This window comes from Coleofasciculus sp. F4-SAH-05 (assembly GCF_040222985.1).
Classification (GTDB): domain Bacteria; phylum Cyanobacteriota; class Cyanobacteriia; order Cyanobacteriales; family Coleofasciculaceae; genus Coleofasciculus; species Coleofasciculus chthonoplastes.
The window spans coordinates 1-25970 of the sequence record NZ_JAVKBY010000118.1 but is presented as its reverse complement, the minus strand read 5'-3'; the positions used below and the strand labels follow the sequence as shown (position 1 = coordinate 25970).

Here is a 25970-nt window from a genome sequence, read left to right as displayed (position 1 = left end):
GGGGTGTGGGGTGTGGGTGTTTAAATCGCTCCAATCCCTGGAAATAAAGGGAGAAAAGCTGCCTTGTTTTGAAAAGCGGCATTAACTTTACCTTTTACAAGTAAAATTGTCAAATACAAATAAGTAATTATACAGCGCTTTTCAAGTGAGGTACACAGACAGATCCCCGACTTCTTCGAGAAGTCGGGGATCTTGCTTAGAGACTGTACCTCATCAACCACCAAATCTGCTGTAATTATCCTGAAAACGAAAATTAAGTTCCAGAATTCCGGAATGAGGGGATGAAAGGATGAAGGTACAATTACACCTTTATCCAAGGTACTGCTAGTTCGTCTCTGTTGAGCAACGTTTATACCTCTTTACATTCCATTATGATATAAATACTCTTTCAAGAAAAGAAAAACCGACCGTAACGTTGATAGCTTTTTTGACAACAGTTGGTTGCAAGGCTTCAGATTCTAGCTAAGAGCTAAAGTCCAAGAAGTCTTAGTCAAACATAGTTTTTAGAAAAATAGAAATGGATTTGACCAGCAGACGATTAACGGCTGTGGCACAATGTCCTATCTAATTTCTAATCAAGGTTTTAAATCTGGAGCAAACTTTATCACAGCTTTATTTAAGTCATCTCGACTATATTTTTTCCGTAAATCATGGCTATAACGCTTGTAGTTTTACTTGGCAAGATGCAATGATAAACAATAAGGAAACTTCGAGATTAAAGCTGGATAATCTCTCAGACAATAAAACAGCTTGACTATTGACTTACCACACATTTAAGTTTTCTTGGTTTCCATCAGGGCTAGGCATCTCCACAACTCAGTTTGATTTTTTTGGACATACATTTTATCATGGCTCATTCAAAGGTCATTGGCAAATTATCACTAACGACAGCTCTGGCTACGTTAATTGCCGTATTAAGCAGTCCAGCCGCCCAAGCACTGGTTATTGATTTTGAAGATAATGCAATTGAACCTAATGATAATGAAGATGTTTTCTCCTCGATAACATCGCAGGATTTCTTGTTAGAGCCGACTCTCCCCCGTGAACAAACTCAGTATGCATTAGCGAATAATGTATTTGAGGCGCATAATGACAGCACCTATTTTGTAATCCGGAATTTATTAAACGATAACACATTGGAGCCGTTTATAAATCCTGTCACCATGTCTCACGTTAACGGAACTCCATTTTCGTTACTCAGCTTGGACTTGGCAGAATGGGGAGAACCCCAGGATCAATCCAAAATGGTTGAATTAACTGGCTTTTTAGCCGAAGGCGGTTCGATTACAACAATGATTTCCTTTGATGGTATTACTGATGGAAGTGGACCTCAAGAGGATTTTCAAACCATAACCTTTGACCAGCAGTGGAGTAACTTGAGTAGCGTTGAGTTTAAAGGGATAGATGCACCTGTTTCTGATGATCCCAACGAAGAACCTGGCTTTCAGGTTAATAGCTTTGCTATTGACAACATTGAGGTAGGAGAAGCGTTTGAAGAACCTCACACAGAAGTTCCCGAACCTGCTTCGATTCTAGGTATCTTTGCACTGGGGGCAGCGGGGTTTGGTTCGAGATTGACGAAAAAAATAACCCAGCGTTAACTAACCCGAAATACTGATATAGATCGGCTTCGTAGTGAACACTTTAGTACTCTTCAGCTAGGCATTAGAGTAGTGACGTGTTCACTACAAACAAAGCCCTATTTTAGCTGGGTCATACCACTAGATGCGTGGATCGATTCCTTGATAAGCGATGATAAAGTTAATCGCTAAGTAGGGTTGCAGGTTATTGTGGGCGTTGTTCTCGCTACTACCGATACTAGAAATACAGTCCATTTCCACGAAATTAGTAGCTCCAGTAGCATAGATGCTACTTCTCGGTTTCGACAAAATGGCAGATCCACTCGGACTGGTTTCGTTGGAGTCAGCATTCGTCGCTTTTAATTTCAGTTGAATTTCTGGTAAGTTCGCTTGAGTTAATTCAACCTGCTCTGATCCACTTTTATCACCCAAGCCATAGGAGTTGCGATCATTATCACTATTTCCTCCCATCGGGTTTATCCCCAGAGGAACGCGACCTCTTAAATCAGGGACACGAAAAACGCCTTGTGTTGGATCACCCGGCTGATTATACTTTTCTGCCAAAATTGCCGCTAGAACATCGTTTTCACCACTGATTACGTTGCGTAGCTTACCGTCACAAAGATACCAACCATCGGGGGCAAAATCAAAAGCAACCATGGCAATTTGACCGATCAAGGGTGTTGTCATAATAAATTCCTCAAGTTTTCCATAAGGTAACGTTGCGCTAAAACTGCCCTCTGCTCCCTGTCGCCCTAACAAAAAGGCGGGAAATGATGTAATCATTCTTTGGGTTCAGGACTCCATTAGTTTTCTTTAGAGCTTAATGACATAGTAATGTAGCCAAACTTTACCAAACCGTCAATAAATTTTTGTTACAAAGTTTAAGGTTTGACGCTATCAATGTGGCGTCGATATTTTTCTTTTTTCAAAAAAAATTAGTCAAGTTAGAGTTAGTGAGTAAAACTCCTGAAGATAACTGAGTTTCGCCATACCCTGTCTCTGTAGACTGGAGGGAAATAGCGGAGGGTAAGTCCTGAGCCATTATTTTTGAGACGAGAATATAAAGTATGCTGGATTTGGCAAGTTCTACCGAATTGGGGGACTAGCGATGAAATCTATCCCATTGTGCATTCGCTGCTTGTTTGTCGGTGTTGTCCTCACCGGCGTAATTCCCTACCTAAATTTTCCCGAAATAGGACGGTTTCCTCAGCGCGATCGCACCTTAAAATCAGCGATAGCTTGGCTGGACTCGGTTCCCCCAGCCCAGGCTCAACCCATTACCCCAGCCGCCGATGGTACTGACACCAAAGTCACCCCAGAGGGAAACCGCTTGGATATCCACGGTGGAACGCTTTCGGGAGATGGCGCCAATCTCTTCCATAGCTTCGAGCAATTTGGACTTTCTCCAGAGCAAATTGCCAACTTTATCTCCGATCCCCAAATTCGCAACATTCTGGGACGGGTGGTTGGCGGAGATACCTCTATGATTAATGGTCTAATTCAGGTCACTGGGGGAAATTCTAATCTATTCTTAATGAATCCGGCGGGAATCATTTTTGGCGCTAATGCCCAGCTTAATGTTCCGGCTGCTTTTACCGCAACGACGGCGACGGGGATTGGCTTTGGTGCTGAGAATTGGTTTAATGCCTTCGGTGAGACTAATTATCAAAATTTAATCGGGAGTCCCACAAGTTTAGCGTTTGACTGGGCTGAATCGGCGGCGATTATTAATCATGCCAATCTAGAGGTGGGACAAGGGCAGAACTTAACCTTAGCGGGTGGTAGTATTACCAACACGGGGCAACTGACAGCAGCAGGAGGACAAGTTGCGATCGCGGCTGTACCGGGTGAGAATTTGCTCAGAATCAGTCAACCGGGAAGCCCCCTCACCATAGAGATTACACCCCCTCGCTCCGCCACTGGGGAGCAATTGCCAATTAATCCCCTCGATTTACCTGTTTTACTGACGGGGAATAGCGGTCAAGTTGTCAACGAAGGGCAAGTATCAACCACCGATACGAGTCAGGGGGGCGCAATTCATGTTGTTGGTTCTAGGGTAGATAATCTGGGTCAGATTACGGCGGATGGGGCGAATGGGGGTAATATTCAGGTTCAAACTCATCATTTACTTGACTCCGGAACAATGAGTGTCGTAGGAAACCAGGGCAATGGTGGGAACATCCAGATTAATTCAACAGGTACAGTCATTCAAACCACTAGCGCCACAACCCAGGCAAATGGTTCTCAACAGGGAGGTGTAATTGAATTTAAGGGTAATGCTGATACAGTCTTAACCACTTCAGGAGACATTGAGGCGACGGGAGACTTAGGGGGTAAAGTTCATCTGTTTGCTGAGACGGTTCAGTTATTAGCCGCAGATATTGATGTTAGTGGTAACAGTGGCGGTGGAGAGATTTTAGTCGGTGGTGATTTTCAGGGACAAACGTCAAATGCCATTAATGCCCAAACTACGGTTGTGAATCATAGCAGTACTTTAAACGCCAACGCCCTAACCTTGGGAAACGCAGGACAGGCGATTGTTTGGTCTGACCAACACACTCAATTTTCCGGTACGATTCAGGCGCAAGGTGGTGTCATTAGCGGTGACGGCGGTTTTGTGGAAGTGTCGGGTAAAAATACACTTTCAATGACGGGTATTGTTGATGTGGGGGCGATGAATGGATTAGCTGGGACGCTATTGCTTGATCCGAAAAATATTGTAATTGATGATACTGTCGGTGCTATTCCCCAGTTTGACCTGGTTGATCCGAATCCGGGTAATGGTTCCGGATTTGGGGATTCTATTGCGCCATTGAGTACGGGAAATGTAGCGGTTACTAAACCAGAGGATAACTTTGGTGGAGATAATGCGGGTGCGGTTTACCTGTTCGATGGTTCAACTGGCGGATTACTTAGCATATTGACGGGTCAAACCGATGACCAAGTGGGGAGTGATGGTGTTACAGCCCTCAGTAATGGGAATGGGAATTACGTTGTCAGCAGCCCGAACTGGAATGATACCAGGGGGGCGGTGACGTGGGGTAATGGCACAACCAGGATTACCGGAGAGGTTAACGCCACTAACAGTTTAGTTGGCACTCAGGCTGATGACCAAGTGGGGAGTGGTGGTGTTACAGCCCTCAGTAATGGGAATGGGAATTACGTTGTCAGCAGCCCGAACTGGAATGATACCAGGGGAGCCGTGACGTGGGGTGATGGTACAACTGGGATTTCGGGAGAAGTAGATGTAACCAACAGTTTAGTTGGTACTCTTCCAAGTGACCAGGTTGGTCTTAATGGTGTGACGGCGCTCAAAAACAATGGTAATTATGTAGTCAACTCCACGTTTTGGGGGGGTAGACAAGGAGCCGTGACGTGGGGTGATGGCGCTACAGGGATTATAGGACAGGTAGATGAAACCAACAGTTTAGTTGGTGGTAACCCGGATAATCTTGTGGGATTTGTCGAAAATGGGTTTGACGGTGTAACTGCACTAGAAAATGGAAATTATGTCGTCAGCAGCCCCTTCTGGGAAGCCAATCCGACAACCGTTAGTCTAGGAGCCGTCACCTGGGGTGATGGTGTGACGGGTACGAAAGGAGTTGTAAGTGCAAATAACAGTTTGATTGGCACTCAAACTGGTGATCAGGTTGGTGGTGGTGGCATTACGGCGCTGACTAATGGAAATTATGTGGTCAGTAGCCCCCTGTGGAACAATGGGGCAGTTCAGGATGTGGGAGCCATCACCTGGGTGGATGCTATTAACGGTTTAACCACAGGTTCTGTAAGACTAGATAACAGTATAGTTGGTAGCCTTGCCCAAGATAGCATCGGTAGTGGGGGTGTAACCGCCCTGACTAACGGGAATTATGTAATTAGCAGTCCGAACTGGAACAATGATTTAGGAGCAGTGACTTGGCGGGATGGCAATCTGCAAACTGGCAATGAGCAGGTCGATAATACTAATAGCTTATTCGGTAGTACAGCAGGAGACCAAATTGGTAATGGTGTCCCAGGTTTTCCTGCCAGAATCGAGGGTGTGATTGCGCTTGCTAATGGCGATTATATTGTCAACAGCCCTGACTGGAACAATAATCAGGGAGCTGTCACTTGGGGCGATGGCACTATTGGCACGATTGGTGTCGTGGATGACACGAACAGTTTAGTCGGAACTCCAGCCTCCTCAGATCGCATCGGTAGTGGCGGTGTTACAGCCCTGAGTAATGGGAATTATGTGATTAGTAGCCCAGAGTGGAACAATAACCGGGGCGCCGTGACTTGGCGTGACGCCACAACTGAGACTATCGGTCAAGTCAGCGCACTCAACAGTTTAATCGGAAATGTGGCGAATGACCAAGTGGGTAGTGGTGGCGTTATTGAATTAAACAATAGCAATTATGTTGTCAGCAGTCCCAACTGGAGTAATAAGACAGGAGCCGTTACTTGGGTGGATGGAAGTACGGGACAAACTTGGAATGGCACGAATAGTATCAGCGATAACAATAGTATTATTGGTCGCCAGCCAGATGCAGGTTTGGGTACAGTGGTTAATGACCCAGTTAATCAAACGTTTTGGGTACAATTTGCCAATGAAGGTAATGGTCGAGTAACCGTCGGTGTCCCCACCGATCTGACATTTGCTAACTTACCTGGTGCTTCAGTAACCTTTTCTCCCTCTTTTTTACAACGTACTCTGAATACAGGTACAGCCGTTGTGCTGCAAGCCAATAACGATATTACTCTCAATAATCCCCTGATTATCAATAATCCTAGCGGCAATGGGGGCGATCTCACGTTTCAAGCTGGACGCAGTATTTTTATTAATGCTGATATTTTTACAGATAATGGTGATTTAAACCTAATTGCCAACGAAACTCTGGCAAATGGAGTGGTTGATGCCCAGCGAGAGATGGGTAAAGCTGAAATCGTATTTGCAAATGAAATAACAGTGGATATAATAACACTAGATACGGGTGAGGGAGATATTAACATTACCCTGAATACAGGTGAGGGTTTAACTAATAATCAGAGCGGTAATATTGCTATAGACGGTAATATCAATACCAATCATCTGATGATTGAACATCAGGGATTACAGGGTGGGGTAATTATTGAGGATACCGCGAATTTTGAATCAATTGGCAATTTTACTATCTCTAGTCATACCCTAGATCTCCCAGCTACAATAAACCTTAACCTGAAGGGCGGATTACAACTGAATATCACTGAAGCGGTGGCATTGGCAGGTGAAATTACGACGACAAACGGGAATCTGGATTTCAATGCCCCAATTACTTTAACTGGTGATACTGCCCTCAATACAAGTGGTTCAGGTACTATTGTTTTTCAGAATAGTCTCAACGGAAACCACAATCTCGAACTGTCTGCTGGTGCAAATAGTATTACCTTTGATCATCTTGTTGGTAAGAGTAACCCATTGGATAACCTGACGATTAATGGGGGGTTAAATCTTGCCACGACCCTTAATTTGACTGGAGACTTTCAGCAAAATGGCACGAGTCCAGTAAATTTGGCGGGGACTATTACTACAACAACTGGCACGATTGATTTGAATGGTGTGGTTACGCTTACGGGTGATACTCATCTGAATACGAGTGCGGGTGATATCCGTTTTCTCAATCCAATTAATGGTAGTAATGGAACGGAAAGCCTGAACTTAGTCGCTGAAACTGGTACGGTGAAATTACCCGAAACGATAGGGAGTACAACCCCAATTGGCAATCTAACAATTCTTAGTGGTAATCTGGATATCCCGACAACAGCCCGGATTAATCTCACGGACGATTTTAAACTTAATGGCGCTAATTCGCTGAATTTCGCGGGTGAGGTGACAACAGCGAATGGTACGATTGAATTTAATGCTCCAACTATCCTAACTGGCGATACATTTCTGAGAACAAATGGCGGTGATATCCGGTTTAATAATAGGCTCAACGGTAACGGTAGTTTGGCTAATCTAAACCTAGCGGCGTCAGGAATGGGGAATATCTCATTTACAGATAGCGTTGGTGAAATCACCCCACTGGGGAATCTGACTATTTTTAATGCCAATAACTTTACGGCAAATAATTCAATCAGGGTGGCTAGTCTGAAGCAAATAACAGGAACTGGTGCAATTCATTTACAAGATGTGCAAACCTCTGGAGGAGCAGTTCAACTGGCAACAAACCATACCCTAACCACGGGTAATATTACGACGGCTGGCGGTAATATTCATCTCACCAGCAATCAGGATCGGGTGAATAGCAGTAGCCTAAATTCCTCAGCAGCGACGGGTGGTGATATTGTCGTTAATGCTGAGGTAAGTATTGATGCAGGAGATATCAATTCCAGTGGCAGTATCGGCAATGGTGGTAATGTTACGCTTGATCCCCGTGACTATATCCAGGTGAATTCGATAAATGCACAGGGGGGAACGAATGGTAGAGGGGGTAATGTCGAGATAGAGAGCGATCGCGTGTTTCGGGCAACGGGTAGTTTTCCTGACAATGGTAGGGAAACTAGCATTTCTACGGCAGGTGGAAATGGTGGCGGTGATATCACGATTCGTCATGGGGGAGGCGGAATTATTCCCTTTGATGTGGGAGATGCGACAATTAACGGCACAGCTGCTGCCATTACCAGTGGTGAGTTTACCATCGCCCCTTTCCAATCCTTTCCTTTTACCCACACTGAAGGTAATATTCGGATTGTTAGCGTTGATGATACCCGTGATATCCCCGTTAACGCCGTTGATTTAACCACCGCCGATTCAAATCAAAGTCAATCCCCGATTGAAAAGGATGAATCGGGAGTGATGGAGATTGATACCTTATTTAGTCGCGATTATGAGGAATATTTTGGCAGGGGGAAACGGGCGGGAGTTACTTTAAAACAAGCGCGAGAAATCTTACGTGATAATGAAGCAGCGACAGGGGTGAAGTCGGCAGTGATTTATGTGGTATTTGCCCCGCAAACGATTACGTCTGTGCCTGATGGTACAGAGGTAACATCCAATAATACCAGTTTATTGCGATCGCTAACCCCGCAACCGAGCGATCGCTTAGAATTAATTCTCATTTCTGCCGATGGACATCCGATTCGGCGATCGGTTAATATAACTAGAGCAGAAGTCCTGAACATGGCAGATCAGTTTCGCCGCACGGTAACCAATGTTCTCAGTAATCAAGATTATCTGCCATCGGCTTACCAGATGTATCAATGGTTGATTAAACCCATCGCCGCCGATTTAGCCGCACAAGACATCAAGCATTTGGCATTCGTTATGGACACTGGGTTGCGTTCTATACCCATTGCTGCTTTGTATGATGGGGATCAGTTTATCATTGAGAACTATAGTGTCGGCTTAATGCCTAGCCTCAGTCTCACCGATACTCGTTATCAAGATGTCAGAGATGATTCGGTGTTGGCAATGGGGGCTTCAAAATTTCGGGATAAGGCATCTTTACCTGGTGTTCCTATTGAGTTACAGGTGATTGCCGATCAAGTGTGGCAAGGTGAATCCTTTCTGAATGAAGAGTTTACCTTAAATAATCTCAAGCAAGCACGCCGAAAAGCAGCGTATGGTATTGTTCATTTAGCCACCCATGCCGAATTTCAACCGGGAAAACCTGCGAATTCCTATATTCAGTTGTGGGACAATAAGAGAATCAATCTGGATCAGATGTGGCAGTTAGATTGGCATAAACCGACGGTGGAACTGTTGGTTTTAAGTGCCTGTCGCACGGCGTTAGGGGATGAGGAAGCGGAATTAGGATTTACAGGGTTAGCGGTACAAGCTGGGGTCAAGTCAGCCTTGGGCAGTCTCTGGTATGTTAGTGATGAGGGGACACTGGGACTAATGACCACATTTTACGAAAACCTTAAGCAAAGTTCTACTAAAGCCGAAGCCTTGCGAAAGGCACAACTGGCAATGCTTAGAGGTGAAGTGCAACGAGAGGGCGATCGCTTAATCACAACTAAGAGTAGTATTCCCTTACCCCCTGATTTTCCGGCGTCGATTAACCAAAACTACAGCCATCCTTATTTTTGGAGTTCCTTTACCCTAATTGGTAATCCTTGGTAATCAGGGAACAGGGAACAGGCAACAGGCAACAGGCAACAGGCAACAGGCAACAGGCAACAGGCAACAGGCAACAGGCAATTGTAGGGGCGGGTTTCACTACTATCGTTTTTTTGCACCTAGATGTAACTAAACCCGCCCCGATTAGATGTTGGACAGCGTGATTATGGCTGTGGTGAATAGTTTAACCCGATCGCAGGTTATCCGCTTCAGGTGATGATCACCAGATAACCCTAGATTCAAAGAGATAAGTTGACAGGGTAACCCCTATTTATTAATATTTGTTAATATAGCTATAAAACAGTTGACAAACGAAGAAAAATATTAATGTCTAGCGCTGAAACCCTAACCCGATCCAATCCACAAGCCCAATCCTGGCAAATCAAGCTACTCTATGATGGTGAGTGTCCCTTGTGTCTACGAGAAGTTCACTTTCTCCTAGAACGGGATGCGGGTAGAGGATTAGTGAAATTTGTCGATATTGCCGATGAATCCTATAATCCCGAAGACAATAGCGGGATTGATTATGAAACGGCAATGGGACGCATTCATGCAATATTACCAGATGGTAAAATTATCAAAGATATTGAAGTATTTCGTACTGTCTACGAGATTCTAGGGATGGGTTGGATTTATGCGCCGACTCGTATACCCATCCTCAATGGTTTAGCCAATCAAATTTATACTATCTGGGCAAACTTACGCCTCAAACTGACAGGACGCCCCAGTCTAGCCACCTTAATTGCCCAACGTCAACAGGGTTTAGAGTGTCGAGATGAGCAAAAATGTCGCCTAGAACGTTAATCTTAATCTTAATGTCAATGGCACTGAAATAAGCAGGTTTGGATCACCGAAACTCTTAATATACCGTAGGGTGGGCAGTGCCCACCAGCCAAAATTTCAGTACCATTAATCTTAATGTAGAGATGTGACATGGCACGCCTGTTATTAGCTTATCCGGCGATAGGTTCCCCACTATAAAACGCCGGAAGCGTCGTTCTGAAACGGAACCCCAAAGGAAGCCTACAACCGTACCCGTAGGGTCGGTGTAGGAGGACGTCACAATCACTAGGCACAATTGTAGGGGCGGGTTTAGGGACTAAAGTCAGCTATTGCTGAAATAACTGAACAACAAAACCCGCCCTCCTCACCGATACAGCGCTTCGCGCTCTTATGGAGTACAGTATTAGCCCGCTATCCCTCAAACTGCTAGATTGATGTTGTACCTCATAGCAGAGGAAAGCGCTGTAACGGCAAAACAAAACCCGCCCTCCTCACCGATAACGGCAAAACAAAACCCGCCCTGGCTGGTTATCATTAATTGAACAATTAAACCTGTCCTAATCAGCGTGGCATTGACTTAAAGGTTTGTTGTCGGTGATGCTAGCTTTGATGGCGAAGACAGCGCAACGACAAACATTACTCCTCTGTTCCCGTTGAATATTTTGCAGTCCCGAAAAAAGTTTAATCTACTCCTGCTACTGGTATGGATTGTCATTGGTGCGGCTTTGCGCTTCACCAATCTTACCCTGAAGTCCCTTTGGACGGATGAATTTGCGACGCTGGTGTTTAGTTTGGGCAATAGTTTTCAGGCTGTACCCCTAGATGAAGCTATTTCTTTACAGACGCTGTTACATCCTCTACAACCTAACCCTGACGCTGGTGTGGGTTTAGTTTGGCAGAAGCTGTTAACCGAGGATCACCATCCGCCACTTTATTTTATGCTGGCGCATAGGTGGATGCAGTTATTTCCCACTTCAGGAGAGTATATCTCACTTTTGGCGGCGCGATCGCTCCCGGCTTTTTTTGGGGTTCTCTCTATCCCAGCCATGTATGGATTCGGCTGGGTGGCGTTTCGTTCCCAGGTTGTGGCGCAATTCGCCGCCGCGATGATGGCGGTGTCTCCGTTTGGGATTTATTTGGCACAGGAAGCACGTCATTATACGTTAGGTATTCTGTGGGTTATCGCTTCCCTGAGTTGCTTCGTGGTGGCGGTACAGCATCTGAAACGCCGCACACCTTTACCGATTAAGGTGGTATTAGTTTGGGTTCTAGTGAATAGTTTGGGTATCGCCACCCACTATTTTTTTAGTTTGACCCTTTTTGCTGAAGGAATTGCCCTGATGGGATTGTGGCTGTGGCACTATCGTGTTGGGTGGAAACTAGGGATAAACGGTAGGGAAACGCCCGTGGAGTCATACCCAGACAAGAATTTAGCGCCAAAATCGTTGAATTGGTGGCGGATTTTGGCGGCGGCGATGGGAACAGGGGTTGGCGGTTTGGTATGGATACCTGTGGTGCAGGGAGGGTATGAACCCCAGATGGCGGATTGGATGATGCTGAACCGTGAAAGTCTGTTGAGTTGGATTAATCCGATGTTTCAGACATTGGCGGCTTGGATTACGATGGTGTCGCTGTTACCTGTGGAATCGTCTTCCCTGGGAGTTGTCTTTGCGGCTGGGGTAGGGATGATTGGGTTCTTTGTCTGGGTTATTCCCTTTGTCTATCGGGGGGGTAAAACTTTGGTGCGACAGGCACAAACACGCTGGCAGACTGGGGTTTTAGCGGGGTTTGTCTTGAGTGCGATCGCGCTATTTTTTGCTATAACTTATATTCTAGGCAAAGACTTGACCCGAGGTGCACGCTATCACTTTGTTTATTTTCCGGCTGTCATCCTATTAATCGCCGCCGCGTTAGCGGTGATATGGAAACTATCTCAAAAATTACCCAACCTTTCCCCTTGGCGAAACCGGGGTCAAATTGTCGTTGTGATGGTGGGAGCCATGGGACTATTGAGTGGAATTACAGTAGTTAATAACTTAGGGTATCAAAAATATTACCGTCCTGACCTTTTCGTGCCAATTATTGAGCAAGCCTCCCCTTTTCCTGTTCTGATTGCCACTACCCATAATACCTTAGTGCAAACGGGGGAAATAATGGGAATTGCTTGGGAGTTGAAGAATCATGCCTCATCTACTATCAAGAATCCCCAATTTCTCCTGGCTCATCAAAACGAATATCGCTGTCAAGAGTCAACCTGTACCGCCTCAACCACTCTTGAACAAACACTGGCTCAATTGCCACGCCCTCTAGATATATGGCTGGTCAATTTTAAAGCAACAGTAGCCGATTTAACCAACTGTTATGCTGAAGATTTTTCTCAGAATAAGGTAGGGGTGGATGGTTATCATTATCAACTGTATCATTGCTTGGCTAATGATTATGAAGGTTCCTCGGCGTCAGATTTGCCGTAATGCCTAAGTGGTGGACACAATTAAAGTTAACGGTTGAGATTAGGGAACAGGAAACAGGGAACAGGGAACAGGGAATAGAAAATTCTAATTCACAATATGAAGCGTCTATACAATCTTGCTTGTTTCAGTACGCTGGTTCTCACCGTTTGCACAAAAGCAGCCACACTTGTCGGAACATTAGGGTTTAGGGACAATTTGTAGGGGCGGGTTTAGGGACTCAATTAGATAGTCACCTCAAAATCAAAAACAAAACCCGCCCTGATCCCAACCTAATTTATTGCAAGTTTATTGGTGTTTTTTTGTCCAACGTTCAATCAATAAGTTCAGTCGATTTTACACAATGCATTCCCGCATCAGCAAACCGTTGAAACGCCGCATCAGCTTGTTCCGTAAAATCCGCACCGCCAGGAACCACCACTGGAGACGTACAATCGTCCAGTAAATAAACCTTCTCAGCTAACTTGGCATCTCTGGCTTGAATTTCACCCAACAAGTTATCAACAGTCCAAGCCACACAATGACTCTTGGCTTGACCGGCAATAATTAATCTATCAAACTCTAACAATTTTGCCAGAAATGGTGTGTTATTTTGGGCAATAGGTTGGTCATTCTGGTCGAAAAGAACTTCCGGTTGGAGAACCGAGTAATTTTCAGTTACTGGATTACTACCTTTCATTTCAAAATGGGTCTGACTTTGGCGAGCAACATTATGGAATAAACAAGCCTCTTCCACCGCAGAAACCAAGGCGTGATTAATTCCGCCCAGCATGGCATGGTAGGGCCAGATAATTAATGGATATTTGCTATCACAATTGAGCATCTTAGCATAATGCAGCGCATAATCTTGTAACCATTTCTCATCACCCTGGCGAATCCGAGGTACAACGGCTGGATTGATTTTCCACACGCCTTTTTCTACATCCTCCATAGAGATATTAGCCATTGCAGGTGGATGTTCTCCAGCATCGTTAATCCAAAATATAGGATGAAAGATTTGCATCGCGGTATGGGTATCCATCGTTGCTGCAATTTCGGTGATGACTCCTAAATTGCGGTAGATAAATTCACACAATCGCACATTATCATCAACCGCTCCCGTACCCGATTGACCGCCGACAAATAATTCAAATTCAGGAATACAAAAGGTATTCTGAACATCGATTAGCAATAAACCAATCCGGGTTTTATCTTCATGGGCGGGCTGGAGATGATGCTGTTTTGCCCAAGCTTCGGCTTGGTTGACCCGCTCTTGATAGGGAACACGCCAGACGTCTCCAACCTGATTGGAGTTGAAATGGGAGGGGATGGGGAGTTGAGTATTAGTACTCATCACTAATCAATCCTGTTCACGAAAGCATCTGACAACTATACTATGGGTAATGAACTCACGTTCAGAGTCTGCCTCAAGACTGAGATATTGTTCTGGAGAGTATTGTTAAATTTTAGAAGAATTGGTGATAATCTCTATGGAGAAAGAATAGTTGATGAAATCAGTTGCAATTAATCAGTATGGTGGAACGGATGTCTTACAGGTTATAGACTTGCCAACTCCATCCATCAAAACTAATGAGATATTGGTCAAAGTCCATGCTACCAGCGTTAATCCCATTGACTGGAAAATCAGACAGGGAATGCTGCAACTCTTAACGGGCTATAACTTTCCCATAATTTTGGGATTTGATATTTCTGGGGAAGTTGTCGAGGTGGGAACGGCTGTGACTCGTTTTCAACCCGGAGACCAAATCTATGCCTGTCTTGATAATCTCACAGGTGGTGCAAATGCCGACTATACAGTTGTGTCAGAACAAGCCGCTTGTCCAAAACCGGAAAAGCTTTCCCACAAAGAAGCGGCGGCTGTTCCCTTAGCCGGACTCACCGCACTGCAAGCCTTGCGAGATGAGGGAAACATTAAAAAGGAGTACAACGTGCTGATTAACGGCGCGTCGGGTGGTGTGGGTAGCTTAGCGGTACAAATTGCCAAGGCGTTTGCAACTCAGGTGACAGGGGTTTGTAGTGGTAAAAATAGTGAGTTCGTGAAACAATTGGGTGCTGACCGAGTGATTGACTATACTCAGCAGGATTTTACTAAGGATACTGCCAAGTACGATATTATTTTCGATGTGGTCGGAAATCAATCCTTCTGGAATTGCCAAGACAGTTTGCAACCCAATGGTGTCTATATTACGACTCAACCCTATCCGGTTAACTTCCTGGAGAGTTTTGTCACGGCGGTTCTGCCGGGGAAAAAAGCTAAAGTTGTGGTTGTCAAATCCAATGGTTTGGATTTAAAGTCTCTGAAAGAACTGATTGAAGTTCAGAAAGTGCGCCCAGTCATTGCTCAAACCTATCCTCTCTCTGCGGTTGCTAAGGCGCATCAGGAGAGTGAACAAGGTCATGTTGTGGGTAAGTTGGTGATTATAGTTGAAAATTGAATGTTTTGACTCTTCGCTGCGCTCGATGAAACCTGGTTTGTAGGGGCAGGTTTAGGGAATTTCTTTTCGCTATTGATGATAACGTTTGTGCAAAACCCGCCCTGACTTAACCCTTACAGCACTTTCTAAGACGGTGTAGTACAGTAAATCTAGGAAAGCTCTGTTCTGCTCCTGTTTGGGTGTATCACATCGAGTCTGAAAACGCTGTATACCCCCGCACCCGGAAAAGGGCGGGTTTAGTCAGGTTAGTGGTTGGTATCAAAATGTTAGCTGTAAAACCCGCCCCTACACGTCCATCTCTGTAACTCTTTAGCAAATGTTAATCTTTGCTTAACTATGCTAGGCTATAACAGAAAAAATCCTCGACTCTAGTAGCATTGCAGGAGATAGTTCTTGAGTAGTCTAGGCAAGAAGCGATTAGAAACCTCATCTCCTATCCAGTTGAATCCCGATTGCTAGTTCGTAGTCGGCACTTTAGTGCAGCATCAGCGAAGATAGCGCTTACTACAAACTTTCTTAAGAAAACTTAGTGAGTAACCCTAAAAAGCGCTTTGTATTGGATGTCAGCAGTGTGCGCCGATACGCATCAGCCGCTTTCTTAATCCCTTCGGCTTGCGTCGGATAAGGATGAATCGCACTACTCAGCTTACTCAACCCCACTTTCCCCACAATCGCTGTTGTCACTTCACTAATCATTTCCCCGGCATGAGAAGCCACGATTGTCGCTCCTAAAATGTTATCGGAACCCTTCTGATGGTGGATTTTCACAAATCCCTCCTCTTCCCCATCCGCGATCGCACGATCTACCGTATTAAATGGTATCTTAATTGTACTCACCTTCATTCCCTTTTCCTGAGCTTCATCTTCATACATGCCGACATGGGCAATTTCCGGGTCAGTATAGGTTACCCAAGGCATGACTAAATCACTGAGTTTAGACTGCCCTAAACCAAAGGGAGAAAACAACGTATTTTTAATTACAATTCGTGCCGCTGCATCCGCTGCATGGGTGAATTTCCATTTCATACATATATCACCAGCCGCATAAATATTCGGATTCGTTGTTTGTAGATAATCATTAACTTTTATCCCTTTGCGGTGGTACTCCACGCCAACGGCGTCTAAATTCAACCCTTCTATATTTGGCGCACGCCCTGCACCCACTAAAATTTCGTCAACAATCGTGGACTCATCCTGACCATTACAGGTATAGTGCAGTAACTTACCCTCATCCATCTTGACTGCCCGTTTCATCTGGCAATCTAAAACTAAGCGAATACCTTCTTGTTCAAACTTATGCTGCACAATTTCTGCGGCGTCAGTATCTTCTTTATTTAAAATGTGAGAATGGCGATGGAAAAGAATCACCTCACCGCCTAAACGACGGAATGCTTGTGCCAATTCACAGCCAATGGGTCCTCCGCCAATAACTGCCAGCCGTTTGGGGCGTTCGGTTAAGGAAAAGACAGTTTCATTGGTCAAAAATCCTGTCTCTTCTATGCCCTCAATTGATGGTCGTACAGCCCTAGCCCCCGTCGTAATTACGGCTTTTTTAAACCGCAAAATTTTATCACCAACGGTAATGGTATTAGAATCTTGAAACGACCCTTCTCCTAAGAAAATATCAATATTATAGGTTTGTTTAAAGCGTTGGGCTGAATCATGATGACTAATTCCAGCCCGGAGTTTCCGCATCCGTTCCATGACGGCGGGAAAATCAATATCAATCTGTTCAGGAGGACGAATTCCAAAATCTCCCGCCTCTTTCATCTGGGCAACAACACGGGATGAGCGAATAATACATTTAGAGGGGACACATCCAACATTTAAGCAATCCCCACCCATGAGATGGCGTTCAATTAAGGCGACTTTTAAACCAATATCCATCCCAGCAGCACCGGCGGCGGTGACTAATCCCGCTGTTCCTGCACCAATTACCACTAGATCATACCGCTCAGCGGGTTTGGGATTCACCCAATCCGGTGGATGAACATGGGAAACCAATTGCTGGTTATACTCGTCCATTGGCGGGACAATTACTCTCTCAGATGTTGATGTCATCAGTTACTCCTTAATAAGTAGTCAGACAAAACTAAAGTTAACGGTTGAGATGAGGGAACACCTCGACTTACCTCGGACTTCGGCGTGAGCGCTCAGTCGAACGCTTCGCTCGGTAACACGCTCGGTGTGTAACAGGGAACAGGGAACAGGGAACAGTAAGGGTTTTAGGCTTGTTAACATTTATTAGTACAGGGTACAGAATTTCTGTCCAGGTACTTAGTGATTGGGGAAAAGGTGATTTTTTTTAGTCTCTCACTTTGATCGGGGCGGGTTTAGTTACATCTGGGTGACAAAAAAAGATAGTTGTAAAACCCGCCCCTACAGACTCAAATACCACGTCTAGAACATTCAAAACTAATCAGAAACGCTTTCATCGAGAACCACATCATCCGAGACTTTTTCATCTAAGGCTTTTTTAGCAACTTGGGTAACATATACAGTGACAGCAACGGTGGCAATTAATCCAATAATCCGAATCGTCCATTGCACCGCCGGATTAGTCGGTTGTGCTTCTGTCCCCACCCTCGCTAGACTACCCGCCAGAGACCCAATATAAACATACATAATCGTTCCGGGAATCATACCCACAGAACCAAAAAAGTAGTCTTTCAACGAAACCCCGGTTAATCCATAAGCGTAGTTTAATAAATTAAAGGGAAACACAGGCGACAGTCGGGTTAATAGCACGATTTTAAATCCCTCCCCACCCACTGCATCGTCAATCGCTTTAAATTTTTCGTTCCCAGCAATTTTCTGCGCTACCCAACCCCTGGCTAAATATCGCCCTACCAGGAACGCAGCGGTTGCTCCCAAGGTTGCGCCAATGAACACATAGATAGAACCCAAAACGACACCAAAGACAACGCCCGCCCCTAAGGTGAGGATGGAACCGGGCAGGAATGCTACCGTAGCAATAATATAAAGTACCATAAACGCGATCGCACCAACTGGACCGAGGTCTTGAATCCACTGCAAGGCGTTGCGTAACCATTCTTGGGGATTGAATCCTGAACCCGTGGCTGATTCCTGGGCGAAGGCGGGATTGGCGGCAATAAGTAATGTTGTACCAACCACCAGCAGCGTGAATAGGGTGAGCTTGTATAGCTGTCTCTGGTGTCGGGGAAGGAATTGGCGTTTCATTCAGTTGTCTCTCCTCTGTTGACCTATCTGATCAATCATGCGCCATCCCAGGTGCATCGTTATGATTATCCTATGCTGATACTCTGAGAATTCCCTTGTCCCCTTATTCATCTTTATATATTCCCTTACTCATGATCGGTGTTCTGATTCCTGTACTCTTGGCTCTAGAAAAATAATTAATCGGTAAAGTCCTAATAAAGGGCTTAACTTGAAGATCTAACATGGGTTCGTTCGTAGTAGGCACGCTTCGTGCCATAAAAGCTGGCATCGCCTACTACCACTCAATGCAGCCGAATGGGGAACTGCCTGTTGCGCCGAGTGCGATCGCGAGATTCATCCATTCATACCAACTTTTGTTATAACATTAGCGAAAGGAAGAATCTCGCCTGATGCGTTGCTACCCTTCCTCAAACCATTTTGTATCGGAGTTCGGCTTTGGTGTAAATCTCACGTCTGAGCCAGACTTCTATACTTGGAGTAGAGAGTACAAAAATCTTTACAATAACAGCTATGGCTCCCGATCCCAAAATAATGAATAGCGTCGAGCAGCTCGGCTATCGCGTCACCGTGGGTGACGTAGCGGCTAAGGCGGGATTGAATATCAATCTAGCCGAACGAGGATTACTAGCGCTAGCCTCCGATGCAGGTGGACATTTGCAAGTCGCCGAGTCAGGTGAAATTGCCTACCTGTTCCCCAAAAACTTTCGGACAAACCTGCGAAACAAATTCCTCCGATTACGATTGCAGGAATGGTGGTCAAAAATTTGGCGTGTCTTATTCTACCTGATTCGGATTTCCTTCGGGCTTCTCCTCTTACTTTCAATTGTCCTCATTTTTATCGCCATTTCGATTATCGTCATCAGTATCAATTCCAGCAGCGATAGTGATTCAGGTGGTGGCGGTAACGGGGATTCTAATCGAGGCGGCGGTATGTTTTTCATGCCCCGCTTCTGGATTGGACCCGATATCTTTTGGTTTTTTGACCCCAGTTACGAACGCCATCGACAACGGCGCACCTCCTGGAATTCTGCTGAGAGTAAGCAGATTAATTTTCTGGAGTCAATTTTCTCATTCCTGTTTGGTGATGGTAATCCCAATGCGGATTTAGAAGAACGTCGTTGGCAAGAAGTTGGTACAGTAATTCGCAATTCCGGCGGTGCAGTTACAGCGGAACAGATTGCTCCGTATTTGGATGATATTGGTACAGGCTATCAACGGGAATACGAGGATTATATGTTACCCGTTCTCAGCCGTTTCAATGGGCGCCCAGAAGTTAGTCCCGATGGAGACATTATCTATCACTTCCCCGATTTACAGACAACTGCACAACAGCAACATCCTCAGCCTGTTCCCTCTTACCTGCAAGAACAGCTTTGGCGCTTTAGTGCGGCTACCAGTGGACAAAAGATTCTGGCAATTGGGTTAGGCGGAGTGAATATTGTCGGCGCGTTGATGCTGGGTTCTCTATTAAGAGGAGGTGAAATTGCTGCCCAGATAGGCGGATTGGTGGCGTTTGTCGCCTCAATTTACTGGTTTTTACTGGGGTACGGAATTGGGTTTTTAGCGATTCCTTTGATTCGTTATTTCTGGATTCAACGGAAAAATAGTAAAATCGAAGCCCGTAATCAGCAACGACAGCAGGAAGCCTTAGCGCTGGCTCAAGCTGATGCCAATTTACAGAAAAAGCTGGTGTATGCCCAACAGTTTGCGGCGCAAAATGTGATTGGACAAGAGGATTTAGTGTATACCAGTGAACAGGATTTACTGGATCAAGATTTGCAACGCAAAGACCAAATTGATGCTGAATGGCAACGCCGTTTAGAGTCGGGTTCTTAGCAAGCCAGGGTGGGTTGTGCTGTTCAGTTAAGCTGTTCGGCATTTAAACTTTAATGTCAATAATGGCGAAATTATTGTAGTGTGAGCATCTTGCTCGCTACTAATACCCAATTTAAATGCATGACAGCTTATCGGTGGGAAAGGGCGGGTTTTGTTGTTCAGTGAGGAGGGCGGGTTTTGTTGTTCAGTTATTTCAGCAATAGCTGACTTTAGTCCCTAAACCCGCCCCGACAATTGTCCCTAAACCCGCCCCGACAATTGTCCCTAAACCCGCCCCGACAATTATAGCAGTAGACACATCGATTAGGACTTTCGGCACCATTGTAGAGACTAAAATGCAACGTCTCTACATAAAATGATGTGTCCTAACAGCTAATTGTCTGTTCTTAAATTACGGAAGCTCAGAAATCATTGCCCGTTGATAATAATGACTCAAAATCTGTTGATAGTTAACACCCTGTTGCGCTAAATTATGCGCCCCCCATTGACTTAATCCTAATCCGTGACCATAGCCGCGACCACTAACTTGAAAACTGCCACCCATATTACTCACCGTAAACAGCGTACTTTTCAGTCCCAGCGCCTTACGCATATCATTGCCACTAACCCGCTTACTCCCCCCTGTTCCCTTTACTCTCATGGTGACAACGCGCCCATGGGGAGTTGTCCGTTCTGGGGTCATAGAGGTGACGCGCCCAACTCCACCAATCCGGCGTCCTAATTCGCTACCGGAAAAGGTTTGAGTCCATTGATAGACAGGTGCGCCCACATCATAATCGGGAACTCCTCGCAGATACGCTAGGGGTTTACTCCAAATATCTTCGACATTTTCAGTATGTCCACCCGACGAGGAATGGAAAACGGATAGAATCACATCACCGCCGTAAGTCAAAATCTGTCCGGCTGTGGCGTTGACGGCGGTATGAGTGCTTTCGGCTTCAGTTTCCAGTCCTTTGTACACTTGCCACTTAACTGTATCACCGACATCGTAGACGCTATTCCCTGATTCAGCTCGTTTATACAGAGCGTAGGTACGAGCCGCAACAGCTTGGGCTTTGAGGGATTCTTGGGGCCAACTCGGACTCATTTCTGAGCCAATCACGCTGTAGAGATATTGCTCAAAGTCCACATGATTAACCACCGTTAATCGTCCCCCCTTTGCCACTAATCGAGTTCGCCCTCGATACCAGCGATCGCCTATCCACACTAAACCATCCTCAGTGGGTTCAATCCACAGTGAGCCCGAACTCCAACGCCCTAAACGAACTCCACTTCCTCCAGATTGGGCGTCAAAACCATTCATCGGCGCAAGTTCTCCCACAGGTTGACCCGCGCTATCGCGAACAATGGCTTTGGTTGAACTTCCCACCTTAACGCGACTGACGCCTTCTTCAATCGCCACCCGTAATTCCGTTAGGGCTTGGGCGGGACTGACTAAGATCATCCACAATAAAAAAGAGAGCAACCAGTGACGCCCTCCAGAGCGAATTATTAACTTGAACATCTTTACCACAACAAAAGGAAAACGTCTAGATTTCATCTGTAAAACTTCCTCATCCGAAGACTACTCTCGGTTTCATAATTAACAGAGATGGAATTGCCAATCTTGGTCATCGCTAGATTATTCCGTTCCCGATACTGGAACCAAGAATCCGCACGCTGATTTTTGCTCTGGCTAAGATTGCATCCCTTAAAAAGATTGACAGGCATATTTCTAACATGTTTCTTGCTCATCGGCTAGTGCAGGGCGATCCCAGGGGTATAATCTCCTGTTGGGGAAATCTCTCCCTTCCCATTTCCTATTGCCTAGAGTCCTATTCCCTATTTCCTGTTCCCTATTTTCTAATCATGGACAAACCAAACGAGTTGATTCAAACTCCCCAGCCCCCTCTGGTTGAACCCAAGATTCTCCAGCAACTCTCGGAAGAAGTGGTGCTTTCACCCTCTTATTTAGTGTTAATGGGCATGGCGGGCATTTTATCCGCCATTGCCTTGTTGACCAATTCGATTCCAATTCTGATTGGTTCGATGATTATTGCCCCAGCGTTTCTACCGTTATCATTAGTCGCCTTTGCCCCTACTGGAAGAACGGGTAGAACCGGGTTGGTACAGTGTGGTGGTGGCTTTGGCGGCGGGGGTGTCTGGAACCATTGCTTTAGTCAAGCAGAAAGTCGATACATTAGTGGGAACGGTTGCAGCTTTAGCATTAGTCCCTGCTGCGGCGGCGGCTGCGATCGCGTTTATGTCACATGATCCGCTTCGGGGGGTTGGTGGCTTAGAATTGCTGGCGATTAATGTTGGCTTGATTATCTTGGCAGGTATGATCACAGTGCTAATGATCGGATCGGAGGCATCAAGTTAACGTCAGGGATTAAAGATGATGCAGACAGTGGATTGATCGCAGGGAAGATGGGGAACATAGGGGAGATGGGGAAGATTGTGTAGGGGCGGGTTTCACTACTATCTTTTTGGTTGCACCCAGATGTAACTAAACCCGCCCCTACTGTACCAATGACAAATGATTAATGACCAATGACCAATGACCAATGACCAATGACAAACTGTAACATGAATAGGGGAGTCTGTTTCCCCGACTAAGGTTCAAGGGTCAAGTTTGTGCAAATTACATTTTTAGGAACCAGTTCCGGAGTACCCACGCGATCGCGCAATGTGTCCAGTGTGACGTTGCGTCTCCCTCAACGGGCAGAGTTTTGGCTGTTTGACTGTGGTGAAGGCACTCAGCATCAGCTTTTACGCAGTGAACTCAAAACCAGTCAACTTCGCCGCATTTTTATCACCCATTTGCATGGTGACCATATCTTTGGCTTAATGGGACTACTGGCGAGCTGTGGTTTAGCCGGTAATGTTGATCGGGTTGATATTTATGGTCCTCCCGGTCTGAATGAGTACTTAAAAGCGTGCAGCAAATACTCCCATACCCGTTTTTCATTCCCCACGCAGGTACACACAGTTAGCCCCGGTATTATTTACGAGGATGAGGAATATACGGTAATCTGTGGAGCGCTCAAGCATCGTGTGACGGCGTTTGGCTATCGCATCGTTGAAAAAGATCGTTCGGGACGGTTTGATGTCGAAAAAGCCAAGGCATTAAAGATTCCACCCGGACCAATTTATGGTCAACTGAAACGGGGAGAAACCGTCACTCTAGAGGATGGACGTAAAATTCAGGGTAAAGACTTGTGTGGAGAACCCGAAATTGGGCGTAAATTTGTTTACTGTACGGATACGGTTTATTGTGATGGAGCAGTAGACCTGGCTCAGGATGCTGATGTGTTAATTCATGAAGCGACGTTTGCTCATCAGGATTCTCAACTGGCATTTGAACGGTTACATTCCACATCAACAATGGCGGCACAAGTGGCATTAAGTGCTGGGGTCAAGCAGTTAATTATGACCCATTTTAGCCCGCGTTATGCACCCGGAAATGATATTGGATTAGAGGATTTACTCAAGGAAGCACAAGCCATTTTCCCCAAAACAAAATTGGCGTATGATTTCTTCAGTTACGAAATACCCCGGCGTCGAGTCCCAGAGTTAGTGGTAGAGGGGAGATGAGGGGTGGTCTAGAAAAAGAATGATCCGATGCTTGTTGTCACAGAAAATTGTTGCACAACTTTACTGATCATGATAGAGTAACTATTCATTAGCCAGTGCAGACAAATCCTAGTGGCAAATTAGTCCAGGAATGTCTTTGCATTCTTGATAAACGTGTTGAAAAATGCAAAAAACAGAAGAAATGAGCAAAGAATCTATCAATCAATATACGAAAATTGCAGAATATTACGATATGTTAATGACGACAGGTTATTATAATTACGACGCTCAAAGTAATGCTCTAACCCAGATACTAAAATCATGTAATTCTGTTTTAGAATTAGGAATTGGCACCGGATTACTAGCGGAGAAAATAATTGAAAAATTGCCTGAAATTTATTTAGTGGGGATTGATTTTACTGAAAGCATGTTAGTGAAAGCACAAAACCGCCTGAAGAAAAATGTTGCTTTACACGCTGAAAATGTATTAAGTATGAATTTAGATAAAAAATTTGATGCAGCTTTTTCCAATGGAGGAATTTGGTATTTTATTGAAAATGAGCCAAACGACTATATTTTTTGCAGTCATTTAATAAAAGTACAACATATTATCAAGAGCTTTCATAATGTAGCCAGTCATTTAAACGATAAAGGATGTTTAATTTTTAGTGTTCAAGGTGTTCATAAGGACTATGAAAAAACTTTATCCAACGGAATAACTTACCGTCAAAAAATTTATCCCCGTCCTCATAGTAAGTTTGATAAACACTATAGTTTTTCTAGAAAAAATGTGATTTTAGCGGAGCAAACGTGTAACTATCAGCTTTTGCCAGAATCTATGGCTAAAATCTTATTGGATGAATGTGGCTTTGAATTTCAATATATAACGTCCTGCAAGCAATATTATGTCTATAAGAAAGTAATCTAAACGGGTGGAAACGAGAACAATTAGATTGTGGAGATAAAAAACATGAATCCAATCGGCTTTATCGGTGTTGGTAATATGGGAAATCCCATGGCACGAAATTTACTTGAAGTAGGTTTTCCTTTGGTTGTCCATGATTTGCGTCCAGCATCAGCAGAAAACCTGATCAAAAAGGGAGCAACATGGGCAGAATCACCAGAAATCGTTGCTGATCAAACAGATACAGTGATTACAATGTTACCCAATCCGGGAGCAGTGGAAAGCGTTATGCTGGGGGAGCAAGGAGTTTTGAATCATTTAAGTCCCAATTCAACTTGGATTGATTGTACAACCAATTCTCCCATCGTATTCCAACGTATTGCCCAAAAAGCTATTTCTGTGGGGATTAAGGTACTTGATGCACCTGTAACCAATGCAGTAGATGGAGCAGAAAAAGGAGAATTAGTCTTTTTCGTTGGGGGTGAATTTGAGGTATTTGAACAAGCCAAACCTATTCTTGAACCCATGGCAGAACAAATTTTTTATGCCGGAGGTTTAGGGAAGGGAAATCTAACAAAACTTATTACTAATATGCTCTGGTTTGTGAATGCTTGTGCCATCGGAGAAGCACTTGTTCTTGGCGCACAAGCTGGTATTCCACTCAGTAATTTATCGGAAATGATTAAAGCGAGTGCCGGCAATAGTTGGGTAGCACAACATGATATTCCATCTATCTTTGCCGGACATTATGATCCCTCCTTTACGCTGCAACTGTGCGTCAAAGATTTACGGCTGATTGATGAACTAGCTCAAAAATACAATGTCCCTTTAATGATGGGAAATCAAGCCAGAACTATTTTTAATTCTGCTCAGGCAAAATATGGTCAAGACAAAGGAGAGATGTATGTGGTGAAACTCTTAGAAGATATTGTGGGAGTATCTTTGCAAATTTAACATTATGGCTCTTCCGGACTTACTATGCCAAACTGTTAGTTAAAACGGCTCCAAATTCAGTTATACCGTGATTTTATGCCTCCACAGTCTAAGTTAACTCGAAATAACGCCCAAAATCCTTGCTTAGCAAGGATTTTGGGCGTATTCTGATGCAATTTAGCATAACAG

The 25970-nt window shown here is 44.8% G+C and carries 17 protein-coding genes; 11 read left to right on the top strand and 6 right to left on the bottom strand.

Translation table 11 applies throughout. The features are described from left to right. The first annotated feature begins 848 nt into the window (after window positions 1–848). Complete coding sequence (locus RIG27_RS14320) at window positions 849–1601, top strand: PEP-CTERM sorting domain-containing protein (protein WP_446346151.1); 753 nt, start codon at window positions 849–851, stop codon at window positions 1599–1601. A 120-nt stretch (window positions 1602–1721) separates the two neighbouring features. Here the strand turns inward: RIG27_RS14320 and RIG27_RS14315 are convergent, their stop codons facing one another. After that, complete coding sequence (locus RIG27_RS14315) at window positions 1722–2270, bottom strand: phage tail protein (RefSeq protein ID WP_446346149.1); 549 nt, start codon at window positions 2268–2270, stop codon at window positions 1722–1724. 421 nt (window positions 2271–2691) lie between these two features. Here RIG27_RS14315 and RIG27_RS14310 point away from each other — a divergent pair, with 421 nt between their 5' ends. From RIG27_RS14310 to RIG27_RS14300, 3 genes are all read left to right on the top strand, one after another. Next, window positions 2692–9669: a CHAT domain-containing protein gene (locus RIG27_RS14310; protein ID WP_446346147.1), complete on the top strand. Its 6978-nt coding sequence runs from the start codon at window positions 2692–2694 to the stop codon at window positions 9667–9669. A gap of 324 nt (window positions 9670–9993) precedes the next feature. Then, entirely contained in the window at window positions 9994–10470 is a 477-nt protein-coding gene (locus RIG27_RS14305) for a thiol-disulfide oxidoreductase DCC family protein (RefSeq protein WP_446339892.1), read from the top strand. 641 nt (window positions 10471–11111) lie between these two features. Then, window positions 11112–12920 carry a glycosyltransferase family 39 protein gene (locus RIG27_RS14300; RefSeq protein WP_446346145.1) on the top strand — a complete coding sequence of 603 codons (1809 nt, stop codon included), beginning with the start codon at window positions 11112–11114 and terminating at the stop codon, window positions 12918–12920. 310 nt (window positions 12921–13230) lie between these two features. Here RIG27_RS14300 and RIG27_RS14295 read toward each other — a convergent pair whose 3' ends face one another. Then, window positions 13231–14250, bottom strand: a complete 1020-nt coding sequence (locus tag RIG27_RS14295; protein WP_446346143.1) for an isochorismatase — start codon at window positions 14248–14250, stop codon at window positions 13231–13233. 154 nt (window positions 14251–14404) lie between these two features. On the opposite strand from RIG27_RS14295, the gene RIG27_RS14290 reads away from it, so the two are divergent. Then, window positions 14405–15352 (top strand): NAD(P)-dependent alcohol dehydrogenase, encoded by a 948-nt coding sequence (locus tag RIG27_RS14290; RefSeq protein WP_446346141.1) that lies wholly within the window; start codon window positions 14405–14407, stop codon window positions 15350–15352. 516 nt (window positions 15353–15868) lie between these two features. Here RIG27_RS14290 and RIG27_RS14285 read toward each other — a convergent pair. Together RIG27_RS14285 and RIG27_RS14280 are read right to left on the bottom strand one after the other, a co-directional pair. Then, a complete protein-coding gene (locus RIG27_RS14285; protein ID WP_446346139.1) occupies window positions 15869–17413 on the bottom strand; it encodes a mercuric reductase in 1545 nt (514 codons plus the stop codon). A gap of 354 nt (window positions 17414–17767) precedes the next feature. Next, complete coding sequence (locus RIG27_RS14280; protein WP_446346137.1) at window positions 17768–18553, bottom strand: TVP38/TMEM64 family protein; 786 nt, start codon at window positions 18551–18553, stop codon at window positions 17768–17770. A gap of 221 nt (window positions 18554–18774) precedes the next feature. Between RIG27_RS14280 and RIG27_RS14275 the strand changes: the two genes are divergently transcribed. Beyond that, complete coding sequence (locus tag RIG27_RS14275; protein WP_446341238.1) at window positions 18775–18915, top strand: hypothetical protein; 141 nt, start codon at window positions 18775–18777, stop codon at window positions 18913–18915. A 148-nt stretch (window positions 18916–19063) separates the two neighbouring features. Continuing rightward, window positions 19064–20389 (top strand): hypothetical protein, encoded by a 1326-nt coding sequence (locus RIG27_RS14270; RefSeq protein WP_446346135.1) that lies wholly within the window; start codon window positions 19064–19066, stop codon window positions 20387–20389. Window positions 20390–20582: 193 nt separating this feature from the next. On the opposite strand, the gene RIG27_RS14265 is transcribed toward RIG27_RS14270, so the two are convergent. Both RIG27_RS14265 and RIG27_RS14260 read right to left on the bottom strand, forming a co-directional pair. After that, on the bottom strand, window positions 20583–20711 hold the full coding sequence (locus tag RIG27_RS14265; RefSeq protein WP_446346133.1) for a hypothetical protein: 129 nt from the start codon (window positions 20709–20711) through the stop codon (window positions 20583–20585). Window positions 20712–20780: 69 nt separating this feature from the next. Continuing rightward, entirely contained in the window at window positions 20781–21929 is a 1149-nt protein-coding gene (locus tag RIG27_RS14260) for a SpoIID/LytB domain-containing protein (RefSeq protein ID WP_446346131.1), read from the bottom strand. 573 nt (window positions 21930–22502) lie between these two features. Here RIG27_RS14260 and RIG27_RS14255 point away from each other — a divergent pair. From RIG27_RS14255 to RIG27_RS14240, 4 genes are all read left to right on the top strand, one after another. Then, complete coding sequence (locus RIG27_RS14255) at window positions 22503–22751, top strand: DUF389 domain-containing protein (RefSeq protein WP_446346153.1); 249 nt, start codon at window positions 22503–22505, stop codon at window positions 22749–22751. A gap of 254 nt (window positions 22752–23005) precedes the next feature. Then, the gene (locus RIG27_RS14250) at window positions 23006–23965 is read left to right on the top strand and encodes a ribonuclease Z (protein ID WP_446346129.1); all 960 of its coding nucleotides are present in this window, start codon (window positions 23006–23008) and stop codon (window positions 23963–23965) included. 163 nt (window positions 23966–24128) lie between these two features. Beyond that, entirely contained in the window at window positions 24129–24872 is a 744-nt protein-coding gene (locus RIG27_RS14245; RefSeq protein WP_446346127.1) for a class I SAM-dependent DNA methyltransferase, read from the top strand. Window positions 24873–24914: 42 nt separating this feature from the next. Beyond that, window positions 24915–25802: an NAD(P)-dependent oxidoreductase gene (locus tag RIG27_RS14240; protein WP_446346125.1), complete on the top strand. Its 888-nt coding sequence runs from the start codon at window positions 24915–24917 to the stop codon at window positions 25800–25802. Window positions 25803–25970: the final 168 nt, after the last annotated feature.

Bases quoted from the DNA above. Each gene is read 5' to 3' on its own strand.
- RIG27_RS14320 (WP_446346151.1), top strand. From the start codon at position 849: ATGGCTCATTCAAAGGTCATTGGCAAATTATCACTAACGACAGCTCTG.
- RIG27_RS14315 (WP_446346149.1), bottom strand. From the start codon at position 2,270: ATGACAACACCCTTGATCGGTCAAATTGCCATGGTTGCTTTTGATTTT.
- RIG27_RS14310 (WP_446346147.1), top strand. From the start codon at position 2,692: ATGAAATCTATCCCATTGTGCATTCGCTGCTTGTTTGTCGGTGTTGTC.
- RIG27_RS14305 (WP_446339892.1), top strand. From the start codon at position 9,994: ATGTCTAGCGCTGAAACCCTAACCCGATCCAATCCACAAGCCCAATCC.
- RIG27_RS14295 (WP_446346143.1), bottom strand. From the start codon at position 14,250: ATGAGTACTAATACTCAACTCCCCATCCCCTCCCATTTCAACTCCAAT.
- RIG27_RS14290 (WP_446346141.1), top strand. From the start codon at position 14,405: ATGAAATCAGTTGCAATTAATCAGTATGGTGGAACGGATGTCTTACAG.
- RIG27_RS14285 (WP_446346139.1), bottom strand. From the start codon at position 17,413: ATGACATCAACATCTGAGAGAGTAATTGTCCCGCCAATGGACGAGTAT.
- RIG27_RS14280 (WP_446346137.1), bottom strand. From the start codon at position 18,553: ATGAAACGCCAATTCCTTCCCCGACACCAGAGACAGCTATACAAGCTC.
- RIG27_RS14275 (WP_446341238.1), top strand. From the start codon at position 18,775: ATGGGTTCGTTCGTAGTAGGCACGCTTCGTGCCATAAAAGCTGGCATC.
- RIG27_RS14270 (WP_446346135.1), top strand. From the start codon at position 19,064: ATGGCTCCCGATCCCAAAATAATGAATAGCGTCGAGCAGCTCGGCTAT.
- RIG27_RS14265 (WP_446346133.1), bottom strand. From the start codon at position 20,711: ATGGTGCCGAAAGTCCTAATCGATGTGTCTACTGCTATAATTGTCGGG.
- RIG27_RS14260 (WP_446346131.1), bottom strand. From the start codon at position 21,929: ATGAAATCTAGACGTTTTCCTTTTGTTGTGGTAAAGATGTTCAAGTTA.
- RIG27_RS14245 (WP_446346127.1), top strand. From the start codon at position 24,129: ATGCAAAAAACAGAAGAAATGAGCAAAGAATCTATCAATCAATATACG.
- RIG27_RS14240 (WP_446346125.1), top strand. From the start codon at position 24,915: ATGAATCCAATCGGCTTTATCGGTGTTGGTAATATGGGAAATCCCATG.